Origin of the sequence: Pseudomonas sp. PKS (assembly GCF_051913525.1) — a bacterium.
In the GTDB taxonomy this organism is placed as follows: Bacteria; Pseudomonadota; Gammaproteobacteria; order Pseudomonadales; family Pseudomonadaceae; genus Aquipseudomonas; species Aquipseudomonas guariconensis_D.
In genome coordinates this window covers 13,197-27,792 of the sequence record NZ_JBEGDO010000003.1, presented here as the reverse complement: position 1 = coordinate 27,792, position 14,596 = coordinate 13,197, and the positions used below count along the sequence as shown (strand labels likewise).

13 protein-coding genes and 2 pseudogenes are annotated in these 14,596 nt (G+C 62.0%); 3 read left to right on the top strand and 12 right to left on the bottom strand.

Going from position 1 to position 14,596, the window contains the following annotated elements; translation table 11 throughout:
• Nucleotides 1-21 precede the first annotated feature (21 nt).
• Entirely contained in the window at nucleotides 22-1,095 is a 1,074-nt protein-coding gene (locus ABOA88_RS04175) for a sterol desaturase family protein (RefSeq protein WP_367850965.1), read from the bottom strand.
• 295 nt (nucleotides 1,096-1,390) lie between these two features.
• On the opposite strand from ABOA88_RS04175, the gene ABOA88_RS04170 reads away from it, so the two are divergent.
• Entirely contained in the window at nucleotides 1,391-1,564 is a 174-nt protein-coding gene (locus ABOA88_RS04170) for a DUF2986 domain-containing protein (protein ID WP_196168580.1), read from the top strand.
• Between the two features lie 16 nt (nucleotides 1,565-1,580).
• Here ABOA88_RS04170 and ABOA88_RS04165 read toward each other — a convergent pair.
• The 5 genes and pseudogenes from ABOA88_RS04165 to ABOA88_RS04145 all read right to left on the bottom strand — a co-directional run.
• A pseudogene (locus ABOA88_RS04165) lies at nucleotides 1,581-2,120 on the bottom strand (methyl-accepting chemotaxis protein); the annotation flags it as partial.
• Between the two features lie 318 nt (nucleotides 2,121-2,438).
• Nucleotides 2,439-3,446: pseudogene (locus ABOA88_RS04160) on the bottom strand (PDC sensor domain-containing protein); the annotation flags it as partial.
• A 392-nt stretch (nucleotides 3,447-3,838) separates the two neighbouring features.
• Nucleotides 3,839-5,221: an APC family permease gene (locus ABOA88_RS04155; protein WP_196168578.1), complete on the bottom strand. Its 1,383-nt coding sequence runs from the start codon at nucleotides 5,219-5,221 to the stop codon at nucleotides 3,839-3,841.
• A gap of 895 nt (nucleotides 5,222-6,116) precedes the next feature.
• The gene (locus tag ABOA88_RS04150; protein ID WP_367850962.1) at nucleotides 6,117-6,677 is read right to left on the bottom strand and encodes an AAA family ATPase; all 561 of its coding nucleotides are present in this window, start codon (nucleotides 6,675-6,677) and stop codon (nucleotides 6,117-6,119) included.
• Nucleotides 6,678-6,735: 58 nt separating this feature from the next.
• Nucleotides 6,736-7,089, bottom strand: coding sequence for a hypothetical protein (locus tag ABOA88_RS04145; protein WP_367850961.1), 354 nt, complete (start codon nucleotides 7,087-7,089; stop codon nucleotides 6,736-6,738).
• Nucleotides 7,090-7,247: 158 nt separating this feature from the next.
• On the opposite strand from ABOA88_RS04145, the gene ABOA88_RS04140 reads away from it, so the two are divergent.
• Nucleotides 7,248-7,448, top strand: a complete 201-nt coding sequence (locus ABOA88_RS04140; protein WP_367850960.1) for a DUF1289 domain-containing protein — start codon at nucleotides 7,248-7,250, stop codon at nucleotides 7,446-7,448.
• 64 nt (nucleotides 7,449-7,512) lie between these two features.
• Here ABOA88_RS04140 and ABOA88_RS04135 read toward each other — a convergent pair whose 3' ends face one another.
• The 5 genes from ABOA88_RS04135 to ABOA88_RS04115 form a co-directional block, all read right to left on the bottom strand.
• The gene (locus tag ABOA88_RS04135) at nucleotides 7,513-8,838 is read right to left on the bottom strand and encodes an MFS transporter (RefSeq protein ID WP_196168575.1); all 1,326 of its coding nucleotides are present in this window, start codon (nucleotides 8,836-8,838) and stop codon (nucleotides 7,513-7,515) included.
• A gap of 156 nt (nucleotides 8,839-8,994) precedes the next feature.
• Nucleotides 8,995-9,375, bottom strand: a complete 381-nt coding sequence (locus ABOA88_RS04130; protein ID WP_196168574.1) for a RidA family protein — start codon at nucleotides 9,373-9,375, stop codon at nucleotides 8,995-8,997.
• Nucleotides 9,376-9,419: 44 nt separating this feature from the next.
• Nucleotides 9,420-10,517, bottom strand: a complete 1,098-nt coding sequence (locus ABOA88_RS04125; RefSeq protein ID WP_367850959.1) for a PLP-dependent cysteine synthase family protein — start codon at nucleotides 10,515-10,517, stop codon at nucleotides 9,420-9,422.
• A gap of 106 nt (nucleotides 10,518-10,623) precedes the next feature.
• Nucleotides 10,624-11,886 (bottom strand): hydantoinase/carbamoylase family amidase, encoded by a 1,263-nt coding sequence (locus ABOA88_RS04120; RefSeq protein ID WP_367850958.1) that lies wholly within the window; start codon nucleotides 11,884-11,886, stop codon nucleotides 10,624-10,626.
• Nucleotides 11,883-12,404 carry an L-2-amino-thiazoline-4-carboxylic acid hydrolase gene (locus ABOA88_RS04115; RefSeq protein ID WP_043207015.1) on the bottom strand — a complete coding sequence of 174 codons (522 nt, stop codon included), beginning with the start codon at nucleotides 12,402-12,404 and terminating at the stop codon, nucleotides 11,883-11,885. Before ABOA88_RS04115 ends, ABOA88_RS04120 begins: the two co-directional genes overlap by 4 nt.
• Nucleotides 12,405-12,574: 170 nt before the next feature.
• Between ABOA88_RS04115 and ABOA88_RS04110 the strand changes: the two genes are divergently transcribed.
• Complete coding sequence (locus tag ABOA88_RS04110) at nucleotides 12,575-13,426, top strand: LysR family transcriptional regulator (RefSeq protein ID WP_196168571.1); 852 nt, start codon at nucleotides 12,575-12,577, stop codon at nucleotides 13,424-13,426.
• Here ABOA88_RS04110 and ABOA88_RS04105 read toward each other — a convergent pair.
• On the bottom strand, nucleotides 13,423-14,169 hold the full coding sequence (locus ABOA88_RS04105) for a maleate cis-trans isomerase family protein (protein ID WP_367850957.1): 747 nt from the start codon (nucleotides 14,167-14,169) through the stop codon (nucleotides 13,423-13,425). The genes ABOA88_RS04110 and ABOA88_RS04105 overlap by 4 nt on opposite strands.
• Nucleotides 14,170-14,596 lie beyond the last annotated feature (427 nt).

The following is a 14,596-nucleotide window of genomic DNA, read 5'->3' as shown; positions in this document are numbered from 1 at the left end:
GCCGTTGTCGGGCCTCGGCGCCTACCCCTGGGCGTCTTGAGGGCTTTGGGTGGGGAGTATCGTGTTCATGTTCTTTCGCGTGCCCTCGTCCTTCGCCGAGGGGCGCTTCGCCAGAAGCTTGCGGGCTGTCTCTGTAAAGGGCGTGACCACCAGGCTATACACCGTCAGGTAACGCTGGTGGTCTTGTTCTCCGGTACCGAAGCGGATGTCTTCAGGCTTTGACGTGGTGACATAGAGCGTGCCGAACATCCAGTCCCAGAGGGACAGGTTGGTGCCGAAGTTCCGGTTGAAATGGCGGGGGGCGTCACTGTGATGGATCTGGTGCTGGGCCGGACTGTTCAATACATGCTCAAGCTGCGGACCGAACGACAGCCAGACATGGCTATGGCGCAGGTTGGCCGCCAGGCCATTGAAGATGAACACCAGGTAGGTCACGCCGAACAGGGTGTAGCGGCTGATCTCGCCGCCGCAGGCGTACCAGAAGCAACCGGCGTAGAGGCCGATGAATAGGCTGGTGCTCAGTTTTTCGACGATCTTCTCCACGAAATGTACCCGGCTCGCCGTCACGGGTACCAGCACGGGCGCCGAATGATGAACCTTGTGAAAAGCCCAGAGCCAGCGGGAATGAAACGCCCGATGCGCCCAGTAATGAATGAAGTCTTTGACCAGGAACACCCCCAACCCGTAGAGCAGGGAGAGCCCGAGGTTCTCACCCACGCGCGGGCGCTCGCCCCAGAGGTTGATGAAAAAGGCCAGGTAGTCGCCTGAGTGCAGGATGTAGGGATCAACCCAATTGACGATAGGCAGCACCAGCGCGACTTTGAGGACGGCTCGCACGAAGTAGTAGCGGTAATCCAGCAGCGCCGAGGGATGCAGATGTACTCGGCCAGCGCCGATGAATTGCCAGAACGAAGGGGCGTCGGTCAGGCCGTGCTGCTTTCTGAAGCGGAACAGGCCATAGGCGACGCCATAGGAGATGCAAAGGAACAGGACCCCGAATCGGCCGTTCATGTTGAATATGCCGAGAAACTGCTCGGTGACGGGCGCGATCACCCACTCGGTCAGGTGTTTAAAGGCAAGCGACAGCGCATCCACGAAACGAGAGCCTCGGCCAAAGGAATAGCATTGTAAATCAGATTGATTTACTTAAGCGTCTTTGTATGTGGAATCAACCCTGGGGGCATTGGGAAGCCGCGGAGCGATCGCGCGAGGTCGCCCTGCAAACAATACAAGCGGTCAATGAAGCGGGGGGCTTGCGGGACGTACCTCCTGGAGATCTGCCAGGCACGGGCGATCGCACGACGGCGGCCTACACATTCGATATTCAGGTTCAGTGATCGGCGCTACGCCACGGTATGATAGGCGCAACGCGACCCCGCCAGAGTGAACCATGAACCGTCAGAAAAAAATCAAGCAGTTGCTCAAGGCCCATGCCAAGAAAGCCAGCGCCAAGCTCGCGCCGCGCAGCAACAAGCCCAGGTACATCAGCAAGGCCGAGCGGGAGAAGCTGGCCGCGCAAGCGGCGAGTGAATCAAGCGCAGAGATTGAGCTAGGCGCGCACTGATCACCGCCGGCGCTTCCTATGTTCGGAACTGTGCCATCAGCCCCTGCTGGTGACTGGCCAGGTGGTTCAAGGCCTGGCTGATCCGAGCGGACTCCTCTGCCTGACCGGAGAGCGACTCGGTCACATCGCGAATCACCGCTACATTGCGGTTGACCTCTTCGGCCACCGCGCTCTGCTGCTCGGCAGCCGATGCGATCTGCAGATTCATGTCGGTGATCACGTTGACTGCTTGGCCGATACGCCGCAATGCAGTCACCGCCTGTTCCACTTGCTCCACGCTGCCCTGCGCCTGGCGATGGCTGCTGTGCATCGACCCGACCACGTCTCGGGTGCCGTGCTGCAGGCCGTCGATCACTTCACGGACTTGCTCTACCGAGTCCCGGGTCCTCTTGGCCAGGTTGCGCACCTCGTCAGCCACCACGGCGAAGCCACGCCCGGCCTCGCCGGCACGTGCCGCCTCGATGGCGGCGTTGAGCGCAAGCAGGTTGGTCTGTTCGGCGATGGCGCGAATCACGTCCAGCACCGAACCGATTTGCTCGCTGCTGCTCGCCAAGGCCTGCACCTCGCCCATGGCCGTGTCCATCTCGCGGGCCAGTTGCTCGATGGTCTGGGTCGCCCTCCCGATCACACCTAGGCCCTCGTGGGTCGCCTGGTCGGCACCACGGGCTGCATCGGCCGCCTGGGCGGCGCTGCGGGCGACCTCCTGCGCGCTGGCACTCATCTCGTTGGACGCGGCGGCCACCTGGTCCACTTCGCGATACTGATGCTGCATGCCGGTGCTGGTCTGGCGGGCGACCAAGGCGCATTGGTCTGCCGTGTTGCGGGCGTCCTGCACCGAGCGTTTCACCTCGGCAATGATCGGTTGCAGCTTGTCGAGGAAGCGGTTGAAGCCTCCCGCCAACTCGCCCAGTTCGTCCTGGCGGGTGTAGTCCAGGCGGCGGGTGAGGTCACCTTCGCCGCTGGCGATGTCCATGAGCATGCGCGACACGCCGAGAATCGGTCGTGTCACGCCCCTGGCCGTCAGCCAGATCAGCAGCAGACCGGCAATGGAGGCGGCCAGGCCGAGCAGCAAGCCACTGAGGCTGGCCACCCGATTGTGCTGATCAAGCTTGGCCTCCAGCGCTTGGGCCGGGGCTAGCAGGACCTTTTCGGGAACCTCCAGTATCACGCTCCAAGGGGCGCCCCCAGGGAGCGGCTTGAAGGGCTGCATGACCCGTAGCGTCTCATCGTGTTCAAACGTCATGACCTTGGCGGCCTGAAGGGTGGCAGTCAGCGCGTCCGCCCACGCCGGGAAGGCCGACTGCAGTGGCTTGCCAAGCAGGCTGGCGTCGCGGCTGTGTCCGGCCAGCAGCCCCGAGGCGCTCAGGATGCTGACATGGCCACTGCCGTCAAAGAGTCTGCGATTGCCAGCCAGGCTCAATTGCTGCAAGCGCTCCAGGCTGATGTCCACTCCGAGGACGCCGACCACCTTGTCGTCCCGTTGCAGCGGGAAAACGATACTGGTCATCAGTACCTGGTGGTCGCCGACGTGATCGAAGTAGGGGTCGAGCATGCACACCTGTCCGGTTTTCAGTGGGCAGGTGTACCAGGCATTGTAGGGTGTGCCATTGGACCCAGGGGTGTCCTTGGCGAGCAATGCTTCGGTCATGGATTCAGACTCGAGCCTGCCGGGTGCAGGCTGCGCCCAATACAGCGAAAATCGGCCCTTTTCATTGCTGCCGATCTGCGTCAGTCCCTCGAAACGTTCGTCCTTGCCATCCCAGGCGTTCGGCTCGAACACCACATACAGGCCGAGGATTTTGGGGTTTGATTCCAGGTTCGTGCGCACCTGGCGTGTCAATTCCTCGCGTACCTCGCGCGCATCGAGCGCGTGTTTTTCCATCTGCTCTTGCAGGAGCAGCACTTGTCGAGCGACCCCCTTGCCATACTGGTAGCTGTCCATGAAGTAGCGCTGGATACGGGTGGCCTGCAGTTCGGCCTGGGCATGCAAATGCGAGCGAGCTGCCTGCTCGAGCATCTGACTGCTGTCGTCCTTCACCAGCGCGGCACTGCGCTGGGACTGATACTCAGAGGCGCCCACCAGAAGGGTGACGATAGTAAGCAGACACAAGCCAGCCAGCAGGGTGATTTTCCACTGGATGGACAGGCGATTGAGCAGCATGAGTGCTTCCTTGGGTCTGGACCTGTGCGAAAGGCGAGACGCAGCGTGCCGGAGGCACGAGCCCTGCAAGGCAAAGGGGCATCCATAGCCCCTGTGCCTCAACGCCTGCGGAGTCAATCAGCCGCGATTTGCAGTTCCGGCAGCTTGACACGAAACGCCCGGGTGACCCCCAGCAGGCAAATGAATCCAAGCCCCATCCACCCCAGGCCAATCATGAACGACATGCTCGACAGGCTGGTCCACAGCCAGATCGTGCTCAGGAACCCCAGCCCAGGAAGCATGCCGTACAACAGGTAGTTGCGGGTGCCGCGCAGCTTCTGGCCGACCAGGTAGTGCTTGACCACCGCCAGGTTCACCGCCGAGAAGGCGAACAGTGCACCGAAGCTGATCATGTTGGCGACGGTATCAAGGGTGATGAATAGCGCAATCAGCGACAGAAGGCTCACCACCATGATGGCCGTGGCCGGCACCCGCTTCTTGGACACCAGTTGGCCAAATGCGCGCGGCAGCACGCCGTCCCGGCCCATGGCGAACAGCACCCGTGACACGCTCGCCTGGGACACCATCGCCGAGGCGAAGCAACCTGCCACGTAGGTGGCTGTGAAGGCGCTCACCAGCAGTTCACCGCCCACCCGGCGCATGACGTCCACCGACGCGGAGTCGGGGTCGTGGAAGGTGCTCCATTCCGGAAACACCATCTGTGCGCACCAGGACACCACCAGAAACAGCAGGCCACCGATCATCGTCACCGCCATGATCGCCTGGGGGATGCGACGTTGTGGGTTGGGGGTTTCCTCGGCCATGGTCGACACCGCGTCGAAGCCCAGGAACGACAGGCAAAGTACGGCCGCGCCGGTCATGATCAGCGGCACGCTGAAGCCTTCATGGTGGAAGGGCGCCAGCAGCGAAACAGGCCCGGATTGCTGGTTCAGGTGACTGATCGACAGTGCGATGAAGACAACGATGAACACCAACTGGGCAACGATCAGCACCCAGTTGACGCGGGTGATGGACTCGATGCCGATCAGGTTGAGGAAGGTCACCAAGGCGATGGAGCCGAGCGCCCAGACCCAGGCAGGGATCTCGGGGAAGTACTCGGACATGTAGATGCCGATCAACAGGTAGCTCAGCAGCGGCAGGAAGATGTAGTCAAGCAGCAAGGTCCATCCGGCCATGAAGCCGAAGTAGGTGCCGAAGGCCTTGCGGGTGTAGGTGTACACCGAGCCGGAATAGGGGTGGGCCTGGACCATGCGTCCATAGCTGTAGGCGGTGAACAGCATGGCGACGAGCGTCAGTATGTAGGCAGTGGGCAGATGCCCCTGGGTCATTTGGGTGACCAGTCCGTAGGTGGTGAACACCGCCAGCGGCACCATGTAGGCCAGACCGAACAGCACCAGGGCGGTCAAGCTCATGGACTGGCGGAAGCGACTTGAAGCGGTGCTTTGCGACGGTGAATGGTGAGAGGAGGTATCGGCCGCATTTGTTGTTATATTCATTACTGACTCCTGAAAGTTCAGAGGCAAGGCACTGGCGGTATTTGAGTCGATCGTGACTATGGGGGTACGTTTTTTCTCTTTAAAAAAACCTCGGCGCGGGCACGTGATGACCTGCGTTGAAATAACGCATTCAGCACGTCCAAGAGTCGCTACGTTGAAACTTGCAACTTCACAAGCGTTTACGGCATGAGTGGGGCGGCCTGCGGGCTCGAATGGCGCCAGGCCATAACAGCTATATAAAACCGGGTCTTCGGAACTAGAAGAACCGTAACACTGCAGGTCAATTTCTGTAGTTCATTAAGTAGGTATAACCACTTAATACTTTCAAGGCATTTATATTGCCATCGAACGGATATCGGATTTCGAATGACAACAGCGGCAATATTGCTCGATGAAATCTAAATGCCTTGATCAAGAAAGCACGACAAGACAATCCCTGTTGGCCCAACGACGATCAGGTTTTCGGCTTGGGGATTGAACGAGTCCGTTGTCAATCAGGACTCCAGCTTCAGACGGTTTTGATCCACCTCTCATGGCGTGTCACTCCACCCCTGGAGTGTCAATTCTTCATATCGTCCGTGCTTGGCTATTTTTCCATGGCTGTGCGGGGGCCACCATCACCCTTTTGTGTGAGCTGGCGCTGGGCAGATACGGTCACTGGAGATACAGATTGATCAAGGCCCAGCACCACACCGCAGCGACTATCAATTGCACGGCAAATGCGCCGAACCTGAGCCCTGCAAGCACGATCGCACTGGGATGAGTCAGGGTGGCCATGCCCTCCAAGCGCTCATGCAAGGATAATCCTTGCGTAGGTGAGCCAGGACGCTAAGTCCCAGCCTAGCCCAGTCGCATTGAAGCCTGACGCGCTTTCGCCAATCGGTTGGCAGTAGGGCTAGGGACGATCGTGTCGCGTTGGGTCCATCGCTCTCTGCAGGGTCGTGTCGTCGAGCCTTTCCAAGAAGCGGTCGATCTGCGTCTTGCCGCACAGATGCACGGTTGGAACCTGCGGCGCCACAGTCAGGCGGATGGCTTCAATCTCCGCGCGGTAGCTGCAATCGAACTGCCAGACGAATTTCAAGAACTCCAGAAACGCTTTGTCCAGGCGTTCCTTGCAGCCAACCGGCCGGTCGGCCCGGGGCCTGTCCAGCAGGCTGCGAACGATCACCCGGGCGAGGCAGGTGAGTCGCGGGGTATCAAGCCAGATGACCAGGTCGGCTTGGGGCAGGCGCAGGTCGAAGGTGCGCCGTGCATAGTTGCCTTCGCAGACCCAGGCGGGCGCGGCAACGGCATGGCGTACCCGTTCGCGAAACTGGTCGGCGTCGGGTTCTTCCCAGTTTGGCTCCCAGAACAAGGTATCCAGGTGCACGACGGAAGCGCCGAGGCGTTTGCCCAGCGCCCGGGCCAATGTCGATTTGCCGCTGCCGGCGTTACCGAGTATCACAATCCGTTGCATGGGAAGACTTCCAGTCGCCAAATGAGGGGCGGCGATTTTGCGGATTTTGTGGGTGCTGTCAAGGCGAGAAGGGCCAGGCGCCCACGGCATAACTGGTGCGCGCATCGTTCGAGGCCTCATCGTTCAAGTGGCTGATGGCCGCGCTTTTCGCCTGGGCATCCACGAGCGCGGTCTGTCGATCCGAGAGCTGCTGGTTGGCCGTGAACAGGTTCGCCACCTGTTGCTCCAAGTGATTCAGTGCATCCACAAGTACCTTCTTTTGCTCAAGCTCATCAGCCAGTTGGTGGCCGAGATCGCTCACCCGAGCGATTTGCTGCTCCTGCTCGGGCGTGACGTTCGCTGGCAAGGCAACGGTGAATCCGCTGAACACTGAAGACAGGCTGCAAAGCGCAATGCCAAAGTACTTTTCCATCAGGTATCCAGAGCCTGTCACGGTGATGGGTCATCGATTCGCAATGGGACCATGACAGGGCCAGGCGGCCCATAAGATGAGTCTTAAAAGTGCACTGGTGGGAACGCCGAATGCCGGCGTGTTTGCAGTATCATGCGCGCCCGCTTTCGGAGCAGCCCATGGCCAAAGACATCGACAACCCCTGCGTCTCGCTTTGCCAGCTCAATGGCGAGCTGTGCGTGGGCTGTGGCAGAACCCGCGAAGAGATCCGCAAATGGCGCGGCATGAAGCGGCCGGAGAAGATGGCGACGGTGCAGCGTGCGGCGACGCGGTTGAAGGCCATCGTCAAGAAGGGGGCCAAGCGCCAGGCGCGTGACTGACCGGTGAATAGGCTTGGGGCTGCTCAGAGCAGCCCCAAGGTCCATCGCCAGCGCGCTTGAGCTTTTATCGCAATGCCTTGCCTTTGGTCTCCGGCGCCCAGGCCACCGTCACCAGCAGGCCCAGCAGCGGGAAGCCTGCCATCATGATCAAGGTCGCCGAGAAGCCGAACGCCTGCAGCAACGACGGCAGCAGGTAGGTCACGCCTGCCGCCGATATCCGCGAGAAGGCCGCCGAGAAGCCGATCCCGGTCGCGCGGACATGGGTGTCGAAAATCTCAGGCGGATACACGAACTGGATGTTGTTGATCGCAGGCCCGATGAACATGTAGGTCGCGAACAAGCCTACGACGACCCAGGTCGGCGCATGGGCAAACAGGCCCAGTGCCAGGAAGATCGCCAGCACCGCGACGAAGGTCCAGATGACGAACCCGCGACGGCTCATCCAGTGCACCAGGAACACCCCAAAGATCACCCCGGCGATCTGAATGGCGTTCAGCGACAGGTCGACCCGGTGATCGCCTTGCAGCCCCAGCGTTTCCAGCACCGGCACCATGAAGGTGAAGATGGCGAAGAAGGGGCCGACCTGACAGAACCAGAACAGGCCGGAGAACAAGGTGTGTTTCCAGGTGTCGCGCTTGAACAGTTCGCCCAGCGAGGCGCCTTTGGGGCTGACATCGACATCGGGAATCGCATATTCGGCGCCGAAGTGCCGATCGACGATGGCCCGAGCCTCGGCGTCCCGTCCCTGTGCCTTGAGCCACATCGGTGTTTCCGGCAGCAGCAGGCGAAGCAGGTAGATGATGACCGCTGGAATCACGCTCGAACCCAACAGCATCCGCCAGTTATCACCGTCGTAGAAGGCGCCGATGATGAAGGCGGCGGTAAAGCCGATCTGCCAGGCGATGGTGAAGCAGCCGAGCAAGGCCCCGCGGTTCTTGCGTCGGGAAAACTCGGCCAGGACCGTGGAACCGACGGCGTACTCGACGCCGATCGCCAGCCCCAGGAGCAAGCGGATGACCACCAGTTGCCAGATGTCCTGCACGAAGAACTGGCACACCGACAGGGTAATGAACGCCGCCAGGTTCCAGGAGAACACCGGTCGACGTCCGTAACGGTCGGCGAAGTTGCCGAATACGAGCCCGCCGATGAATACACCGATCAACGCACTGCAGGCGATCAGGCCCTGGCTCATGGCGGTCAGGAGCAGTTCGTTCTTGGCCAGCGCCAGCGCAGGGCCGACGATTCCCAGGATGTAGCCATCCAGCGCAGCGCCGCCCAGACAGGCGAGCGCGGCGATGACATGGATGGGCATCAGGCGCGCCTCATCCAGCGAACGTTGACCGGACGTGCTGCTTGCTTCGCGTGGACCCGAAGCGATTGGCATACCCATAAAAGCCTCCACAATCTCTCGTTGTAATTATTGATGTGCGCAGACGGTCCCCCGCTGTGGCGGGCGCCTGCATGACGCGTGCTGGGTCTATCAGGGGGGCGGTGATGCGATACCGGGGGCCGCGAGGAGCAAAGATCTCAGGCCCCGGCAGTGGGGCTAGGGAATGGCGATCACCGCCTCGATCTCGACCTGAGCGCCTTTGGGCAGGGCCTTGACCTCATAGCAGGCGCGCGCCGGGCACGGTGCCGAGAAGAATTCGGCATAGGCCCCATTGACCAAGGCGAACGCACTCAGGTCGGTGACCAGCAGTGTCGTCTTGACCGTGTTCTTCAAGGAGGTGCCGGCCTCCTGCGCGATGGCGGCAATGTTCTCCAGGCACTGGCGCGTCTGCGCGACGACGTCATCGGAGCAGAACTCGCCGGTGGCCGGCACGATGGGCAGCTGTCCCGAAACGAACAACAAGTTGCCGATCCGGATGGCCTGGGAGTAGGGGCCGATGGCAAGCGGGGCGTGGGTGCTGGAAACCTGGGTGATCATGTCGATATCCGTTGTCGTGGGAAAGGTGCGTTGCAGTGGTGCGATCAGTCGGTGCTCAAGTGATCTGTCGCGCCGTCCAGGAAGGCTTCGATGCGCGCGTACCAGGGCGCGATGTCGAGGTTGTTGCGCGCCAGCCATTGGGCGTTGAAATAGGTGTCCGCGTAGCGATCGCCGCTGTCGCAGATCAAGGTCACCAGCGAGCCCTCTTCGCCCCGGCGTTTCATTTCGCTGGCAATGCACAGCAGCCCGAAGAAGTTCGTGCCGGTCGAGCCGCCGACGCGGCGGAACAGCCGCTCCGACAGCACATGGGCGGCAGCGATCGAAGCGGCGTCCGGCACCTTGAACATGCGGTCGATCACGCCCGGAATGAACGACGGCTCTACCCGCGGGCGACCGATGCCTTCGATCCGCGAAGGGTGTGCACAGGTCGTTGACAGATCCCCGGTCTGCCAGGCTTCGCAGAACGCGGAGTTCTCCACGTCCACGACGCACAGGCGGGTGTCGAAACCGCGATAGCGGATGTAGCGGCCGAGGGTGGCCGAGGTGCCGCCGGTGCCGGCGCTCATCACCACCCACGCTGGGCACGATTGCTCCTCGCACTCCATCTGGTTGAATATGCTTTGTGCGATGTTGTTGTTGCCGCGCCAGTCGGTCGCCCGTTCGGCGTAGGTGAACTGGTCCAGGTAGTAGCCGCCTTTTTGTGCCGCGATCTCGGCGGCCACGCGATAGACCTCGCCGGGGTGATCGACGAACTCGCAGACCCCACCGAAACGCCGGATGGCGCCGATCTTCGCTTCGCTGGTGCTTCTGGGCATCACGGCAATGAATGGCAAGCCCAGCAGGTTGGCGAAGTAGGCTTCCGACACAGCCGTGGAACCGGAGGAGGCTTCGACCAGGGTGGTGCCCTGGTTGATCCGTCCGTTGCAGATCCCATAGAGAAACAGCGAGCGGGCCAAGCGGTGCTTCAGGCTGCCGGTGGGGTGGGTACTCTCGTCCTTGAGGTAGACCGAGAGCTTGCCCAGGCCTGGGAAGGCCGGCTTGATCAGATGGGTGTCGGCCGAGCGATGACCGTCGCCCTCCAGCAACCTGACCGCGTTGCGTGACCAATCGATAGCTACGGATTGCGTGGTATCAGTGCCCATATCAATAGTTCCAAGTTACGCCGATCGTTATGAATTGCGCCCACGACCCAGCGCGGACAGCCTCGAGGGCCATCCGGGGTGCAGTCAATTGCCGTGGGACAGTGCGTCAGTTGCTGGGGGCGTCGGCCGACAGGCGTTCGTCCAGCTCCAGCACTGCATCGAGCAGTACCGTGGCGCCATTGGCGCATTGCTCGGGTGAGGAGTACTCGCGCACGTTGTGCGAGAGCCCCAGGTACGACGGAATGAAGATCATCGCGCTCGGTGCCAGGCCAGCCACGTGCGCGGCGTCGTGACCGGCGCCGGAAACCATGCGCCGTGCCGAAAAGCCCAGGGCCTCGGTGCAGGCGGCCACGACATCGACGATGTGCGCGTCGAACCTGACCGGCGGCTTGAGCCAGACCCTGTGCACCTGCGCCTCGGGGGCGATGCGCCGGACCTCGGCGGTCAGTTCGGTCTCCAGCGCCGTGAGCCCTGCATCGGTGGGGTGGCGCAGGTCCACCTCCAGCGACACCGAGCCCGGTATGACATTGCGTGAATTGGGCCCGGCACTGATGTAGCCGACCGTGCCCACACCCGGGGCATGGCGGGCTGCCACGGCCTCGACCGCCAACACAATCTTGGAGGCCGCGACCAGGGCGTCCTCGCGCATCGTCATGGGACGGCCACCGGCATGGGCTTCGACGCCGGGCACTTTGATGTCCAGCCAGCAAACCCCCTGTACCGCTTCGACGACACCGATCTCCAGGTTCTGCGCTTCCAGTACCGGCCCTTGCTCGATATGCAGTTCCAGGTAGGCGGCAAACGGCATGAAGCCAGGCTCACGGTCACCGGCATAGCCGATGGTGTCCAAGGCTTGTGCCACCGAAACACCAGACTTGTCGCAGGTCGCGGCAACGGTTTCCAGCGAGTGGGCGCCGCAATACACGCCCGAGCCCATCATGGCCGGGGCAAAGCGAGAACCCTCTTCGTTAGTCCAGACGATGACAGTGATCGGGTGGGCAGGGCGCACCCCGGCATCCTGCAATGCGCGCAGCAGCTCGACACCGGCCAGCACCCCGAGGATGCCGTCGAAGCGGCCGCCGGCAGGCTGCGTGTCCAGGTGGCTGCCCATGGCGATGGGGGCCAGGTTCGGGTCACGGCCGGGGTAGGTCGCGAAGAGGTTGCCGATCCGGTCGATGTCGATCGTGCAGCCCAGGGCACGGCACTCGGCCACGAACCAGTCCCGAACCTGACGGTCCTCCTCGCTGAGGGCCAGGCGACGCATGCCGGTTTCACCGAAGGCGCCGAATCTGGCGGTCGACATCATGTCCGCCCAGAGGCGGTCTTGCTGGATGTGCACTTTGCGCACCTTGCGGGTCGATACGCTCATTGCTGGCCGTCCTGTTTTTTCACGTAGCGGTACTTGAAGTCGCAGCAGGGCGCGCCTTCCATCAAGGTCTGGGTGCGTTCGAGTTCGATGTTCGGGTCGTAGCCTTGCGGGAACATGTAGTCGCGGTTGCAGGACAACAGATGCCCGATGTGGCCCAGGCCCATTTCCCGGTACATCTCGGCATAGCGGCAGCGGTGGACGGTGTAGTTGAAGTGCTCGTCGGTGGCCGTGTCGACGGCGATGATCAGTGCATCGTCCTGGGTCCACAGCGACTGCAGCTCCTGGAAGGTACGCAGGCTGGTGCCACCCGGGGTCTTGGCGGCGAAGGCCTGCCCGGCCTCGACGGCGGCCTTGCGGATCGCGGCATCGATGATCGATTGGGCCATGTCTTCGCCCAGGCGGGCGCAGAGTTCCTGGTAGATCGGTGCGATGACACCGGCCTCGATACGGCGTCGGGCGAGGATGCCGATCTCGCCGTCGGTGGCGGATGCCGGACGGTCACCTGGCTTGTCACTCATGCTGCTTCTCCTTTGCTGGAGTTTTTATGGGTATGTGTCGGCACTATACCCAGCAGCACTTATTGGCCGGTAACGGATTTATCTGATAGTTTGATCGCATTTCGCAATGAATTAGCGTGTTGGATTGACCCGACGCCCAACGGCCTCAGGCCTGTAGAGGAAACACTCCAATGGATACCGTCCTGCTGCGCAGTTTCTACAAAGTGGCCTCGGTGGGCAGCTTCAGTGAGGCCGCGCGTCTGCTCAATGCCAGCCAGTCCACGGTCAGCGGGCATATCGCCAAGCTCGAGGACTACCTGCAGACCCAGCTCTTCCGGCGTACAACCCGCAGTTGCCAGTTGACCACGGCCGGTGACGTGCTGCTCACCCATGTCACCACCTTGCTGCAGGTCATCGACCGGATCGAGGAGGAGTTCTGCCCCGCGCGCATGGGCGGCACGATCAAGCTGGGGCTGCCGGATGAATACCACCTGTTCTCGCGCCTGGCGCCGGTGCTGCAAGCCTTCATGGCCATGCGCCCGAAGGTGACCATCAAGGTCACTTCGGGGTTGTCCTATGAACACAGCCGGGCGCTCGCCGACGGCTTCCTCGATGCCGCGCTGATGCGCGAGCCGTTGCAGGAAGGACAGGTGGCAGATCTATGCCCCTCCCAGCTGGTGTGGATCGGCCTGCCGGGTTTTGACCTGGACCAGGCCGAGGTCCTGCCGCTGGCTCATATTTCGGGGCATTGCCTGTACTTTCGCGAGGCCTTCACGGCGCTGGACCAGGCGGGTGTGCCGTGGCGTTCGGTGTATGACTGCAACACGCTCGAAGGCATTCGCACGGCGGTGCGCAGTGGCCTGGCCATCGCCGCCATCCCCGAGGAAGACTGCCCTGATGATCTTGTGAAGCTGCATCATCCACGGTTGCCCAGGCTGCCTATCGTGCATGGGCAGTTCAAGACCGCCCACCGCGAGCCGCCTGTCATCGTGCAGCAGTTGCTCGCGACCCTGCGCGAGGCCTTGCAGGCCGATGGAAACTAGGAAAGCAGCGTGCCGAAGCCGGTCATTGAGGGCGTGCGGCCCATGCAGTGCAGCGCATGCCAGAAGGCTGCCTGGTTCGAGGTGATCACCGGCAGTCCTGTCTGCACCTCCAGCGGTGCGATCAAATCCAGCGTGGCAGCGGTGGTGCAGGAGAGGAAAATTGCATCGGCGGTGGCGATATCCAGCTCAGCGATGGCACGTCGATAATGCGCCAGCCCCGGTGTGGCGATCTGCACGTCGCTGGTCAGGCCAAAGCACAGACGATCGGAAAAACCGATACCGGCGTCGGCGAACACCCCGCTGGTGATCTCGGCGACATCCTCGGTGTAGGGCGCGATGAACGCGATCTTGCTGCATCCCAGGTATTTCAATGCTTCCACGGCGGCGGTCGCTGGATTGGTGATCGTCACGCCGGGACGCAGGGCAGCGATTTGCCTGGCGATTTTCGCAGGGCCGATGATCGCGGAGCCGGAGGTACAGGCGAAGACGATCGCATCGAGCTGTGCCTCAGGCAGCAGCAGACCTACGGCGTCCGGGATGCCGTCTTCGAGCCGTGCGAGCGTGGTGGGGGTCAGTGGCATCGATTGCGCGATCCGCGTGGTCACGATATCGACCCCGGCTGCCAGGCCCATGCGCCAGAAGTCGCGCTCGACCAGCACATCCGACGCCAGCGCGATCAAGCCCAGGCGAGGGCGGTGCTGCGTTGGCTGAGTGAAATCGATACCCGTCTGGTGATGCTTCATGACCTGATCTCCCGGCAGTAAGTGCTATTCGGCGCCCGGTCCGCATCATAGCGGAGGGGCAAACGCAGGACTGACGGTGTGTTTCGGTAGGTTCATCGCAATCTGCGATGAATGAGGGGAAAGGTGGCGCCAGGTACCTGGGCATCGGGCGATGTCCAGGTACCTCGGTGAGCCAGGCGCTCGTCGCGGAGCGAGCCTGATCAGCGATCGTTCTTGGTGGAGGAGTGGACTGCGTTGTCCAAGCCTTTGGTGTTGTGACTACCCGGCGTGGTGTCGGAAATCGCTCGGGCCTTGTCCAGACCGCGGGTTTCCTTGGAGTGTGCGACTCCGGAGGTTACCGAGCCATGCCCTTCGCTGTCATTTCTGTCCTGGCCATAGTGCTTACCGCTCACGCCGTGGTCGCGGGTCGCTTTGCCGGCATGTAGCC

What these genes read in the sequence shown, in the direction of transcription:
- ABOA88_RS04140 (WP_367850960.1), top strand. Translation starts at nt 7,248, where the DNA reads ATGGCCAAAGACATCGACAACCCCTGCGTCTCGCTTTGCCAGCTCAAT.
- ABOA88_RS04150 (WP_367850962.1), bottom strand. Translation starts at nt 6,677, where the DNA reads ATGCAACGGATTGTGATACTCGGTAACGCCGGCAGCGGCAAATCGACA.
- ABOA88_RS04110 (WP_196168571.1), top strand. Translation starts at nt 12,575, where the DNA reads ATGGATACCGTCCTGCTGCGCAGTTTCTACAAAGTGGCCTCGGTGGGC.
- ABOA88_RS04135 (WP_196168575.1), bottom strand. Translation starts at nt 8,838, where the DNA reads ATGGGTATGCCAATCGCTTCGGGTCCACGCGAAGCAAGCAGCACGTCC.
- ABOA88_RS04145 (WP_367850961.1), bottom strand. Translation starts at nt 7,089, where the DNA reads ATGGAAAAGTACTTTGGCATTGCGCTTTGCAGCCTGTCTTCAGTGTTC.
- ABOA88_RS04105 (WP_367850957.1), bottom strand. Translation starts at nt 14,169, where the DNA reads ATGAAGCATCACCAGACGGGTATCGATTTCACTCAGCCAACGCAGCAC.
- ABOA88_RS04120 (WP_367850958.1), bottom strand. Translation starts at nt 11,886, where the DNA reads ATGAGCGTATCGACCCGCAAGGTGCGCAAAGTGCACATCCAGCAAGAC.
- ABOA88_RS04115 (WP_043207015.1), bottom strand. Translation starts at nt 12,404, where the DNA reads ATGAGTGACAAGCCAGGTGACCGTCCGGCATCCGCCACCGACGGCGAG.
- ABOA88_RS04155 (WP_196168578.1), bottom strand. Translation starts at nt 5,221, where the DNA reads ATGAATATAACAACAAATGCGGCCGATACCTCCTCTCACCATTCACCG.
- ABOA88_RS04130 (WP_196168574.1), bottom strand. Translation starts at nt 9,375, where the DNA reads ATGATCACCCAGGTTTCCAGCACCCACGCCCCGCTTGCCATCGGCCCC.
- ABOA88_RS04170 (WP_196168580.1), top strand. Translation starts at nt 1,391, where the DNA reads ATGAACCGTCAGAAAAAAATCAAGCAGTTGCTCAAGGCCCATGCCAAG.
- ABOA88_RS04125 (WP_367850959.1), bottom strand. Translation starts at nt 10,517, where the DNA reads ATGGGCACTGATACCACGCAATCCGTAGCTATCGATTGGTCACGCAAC.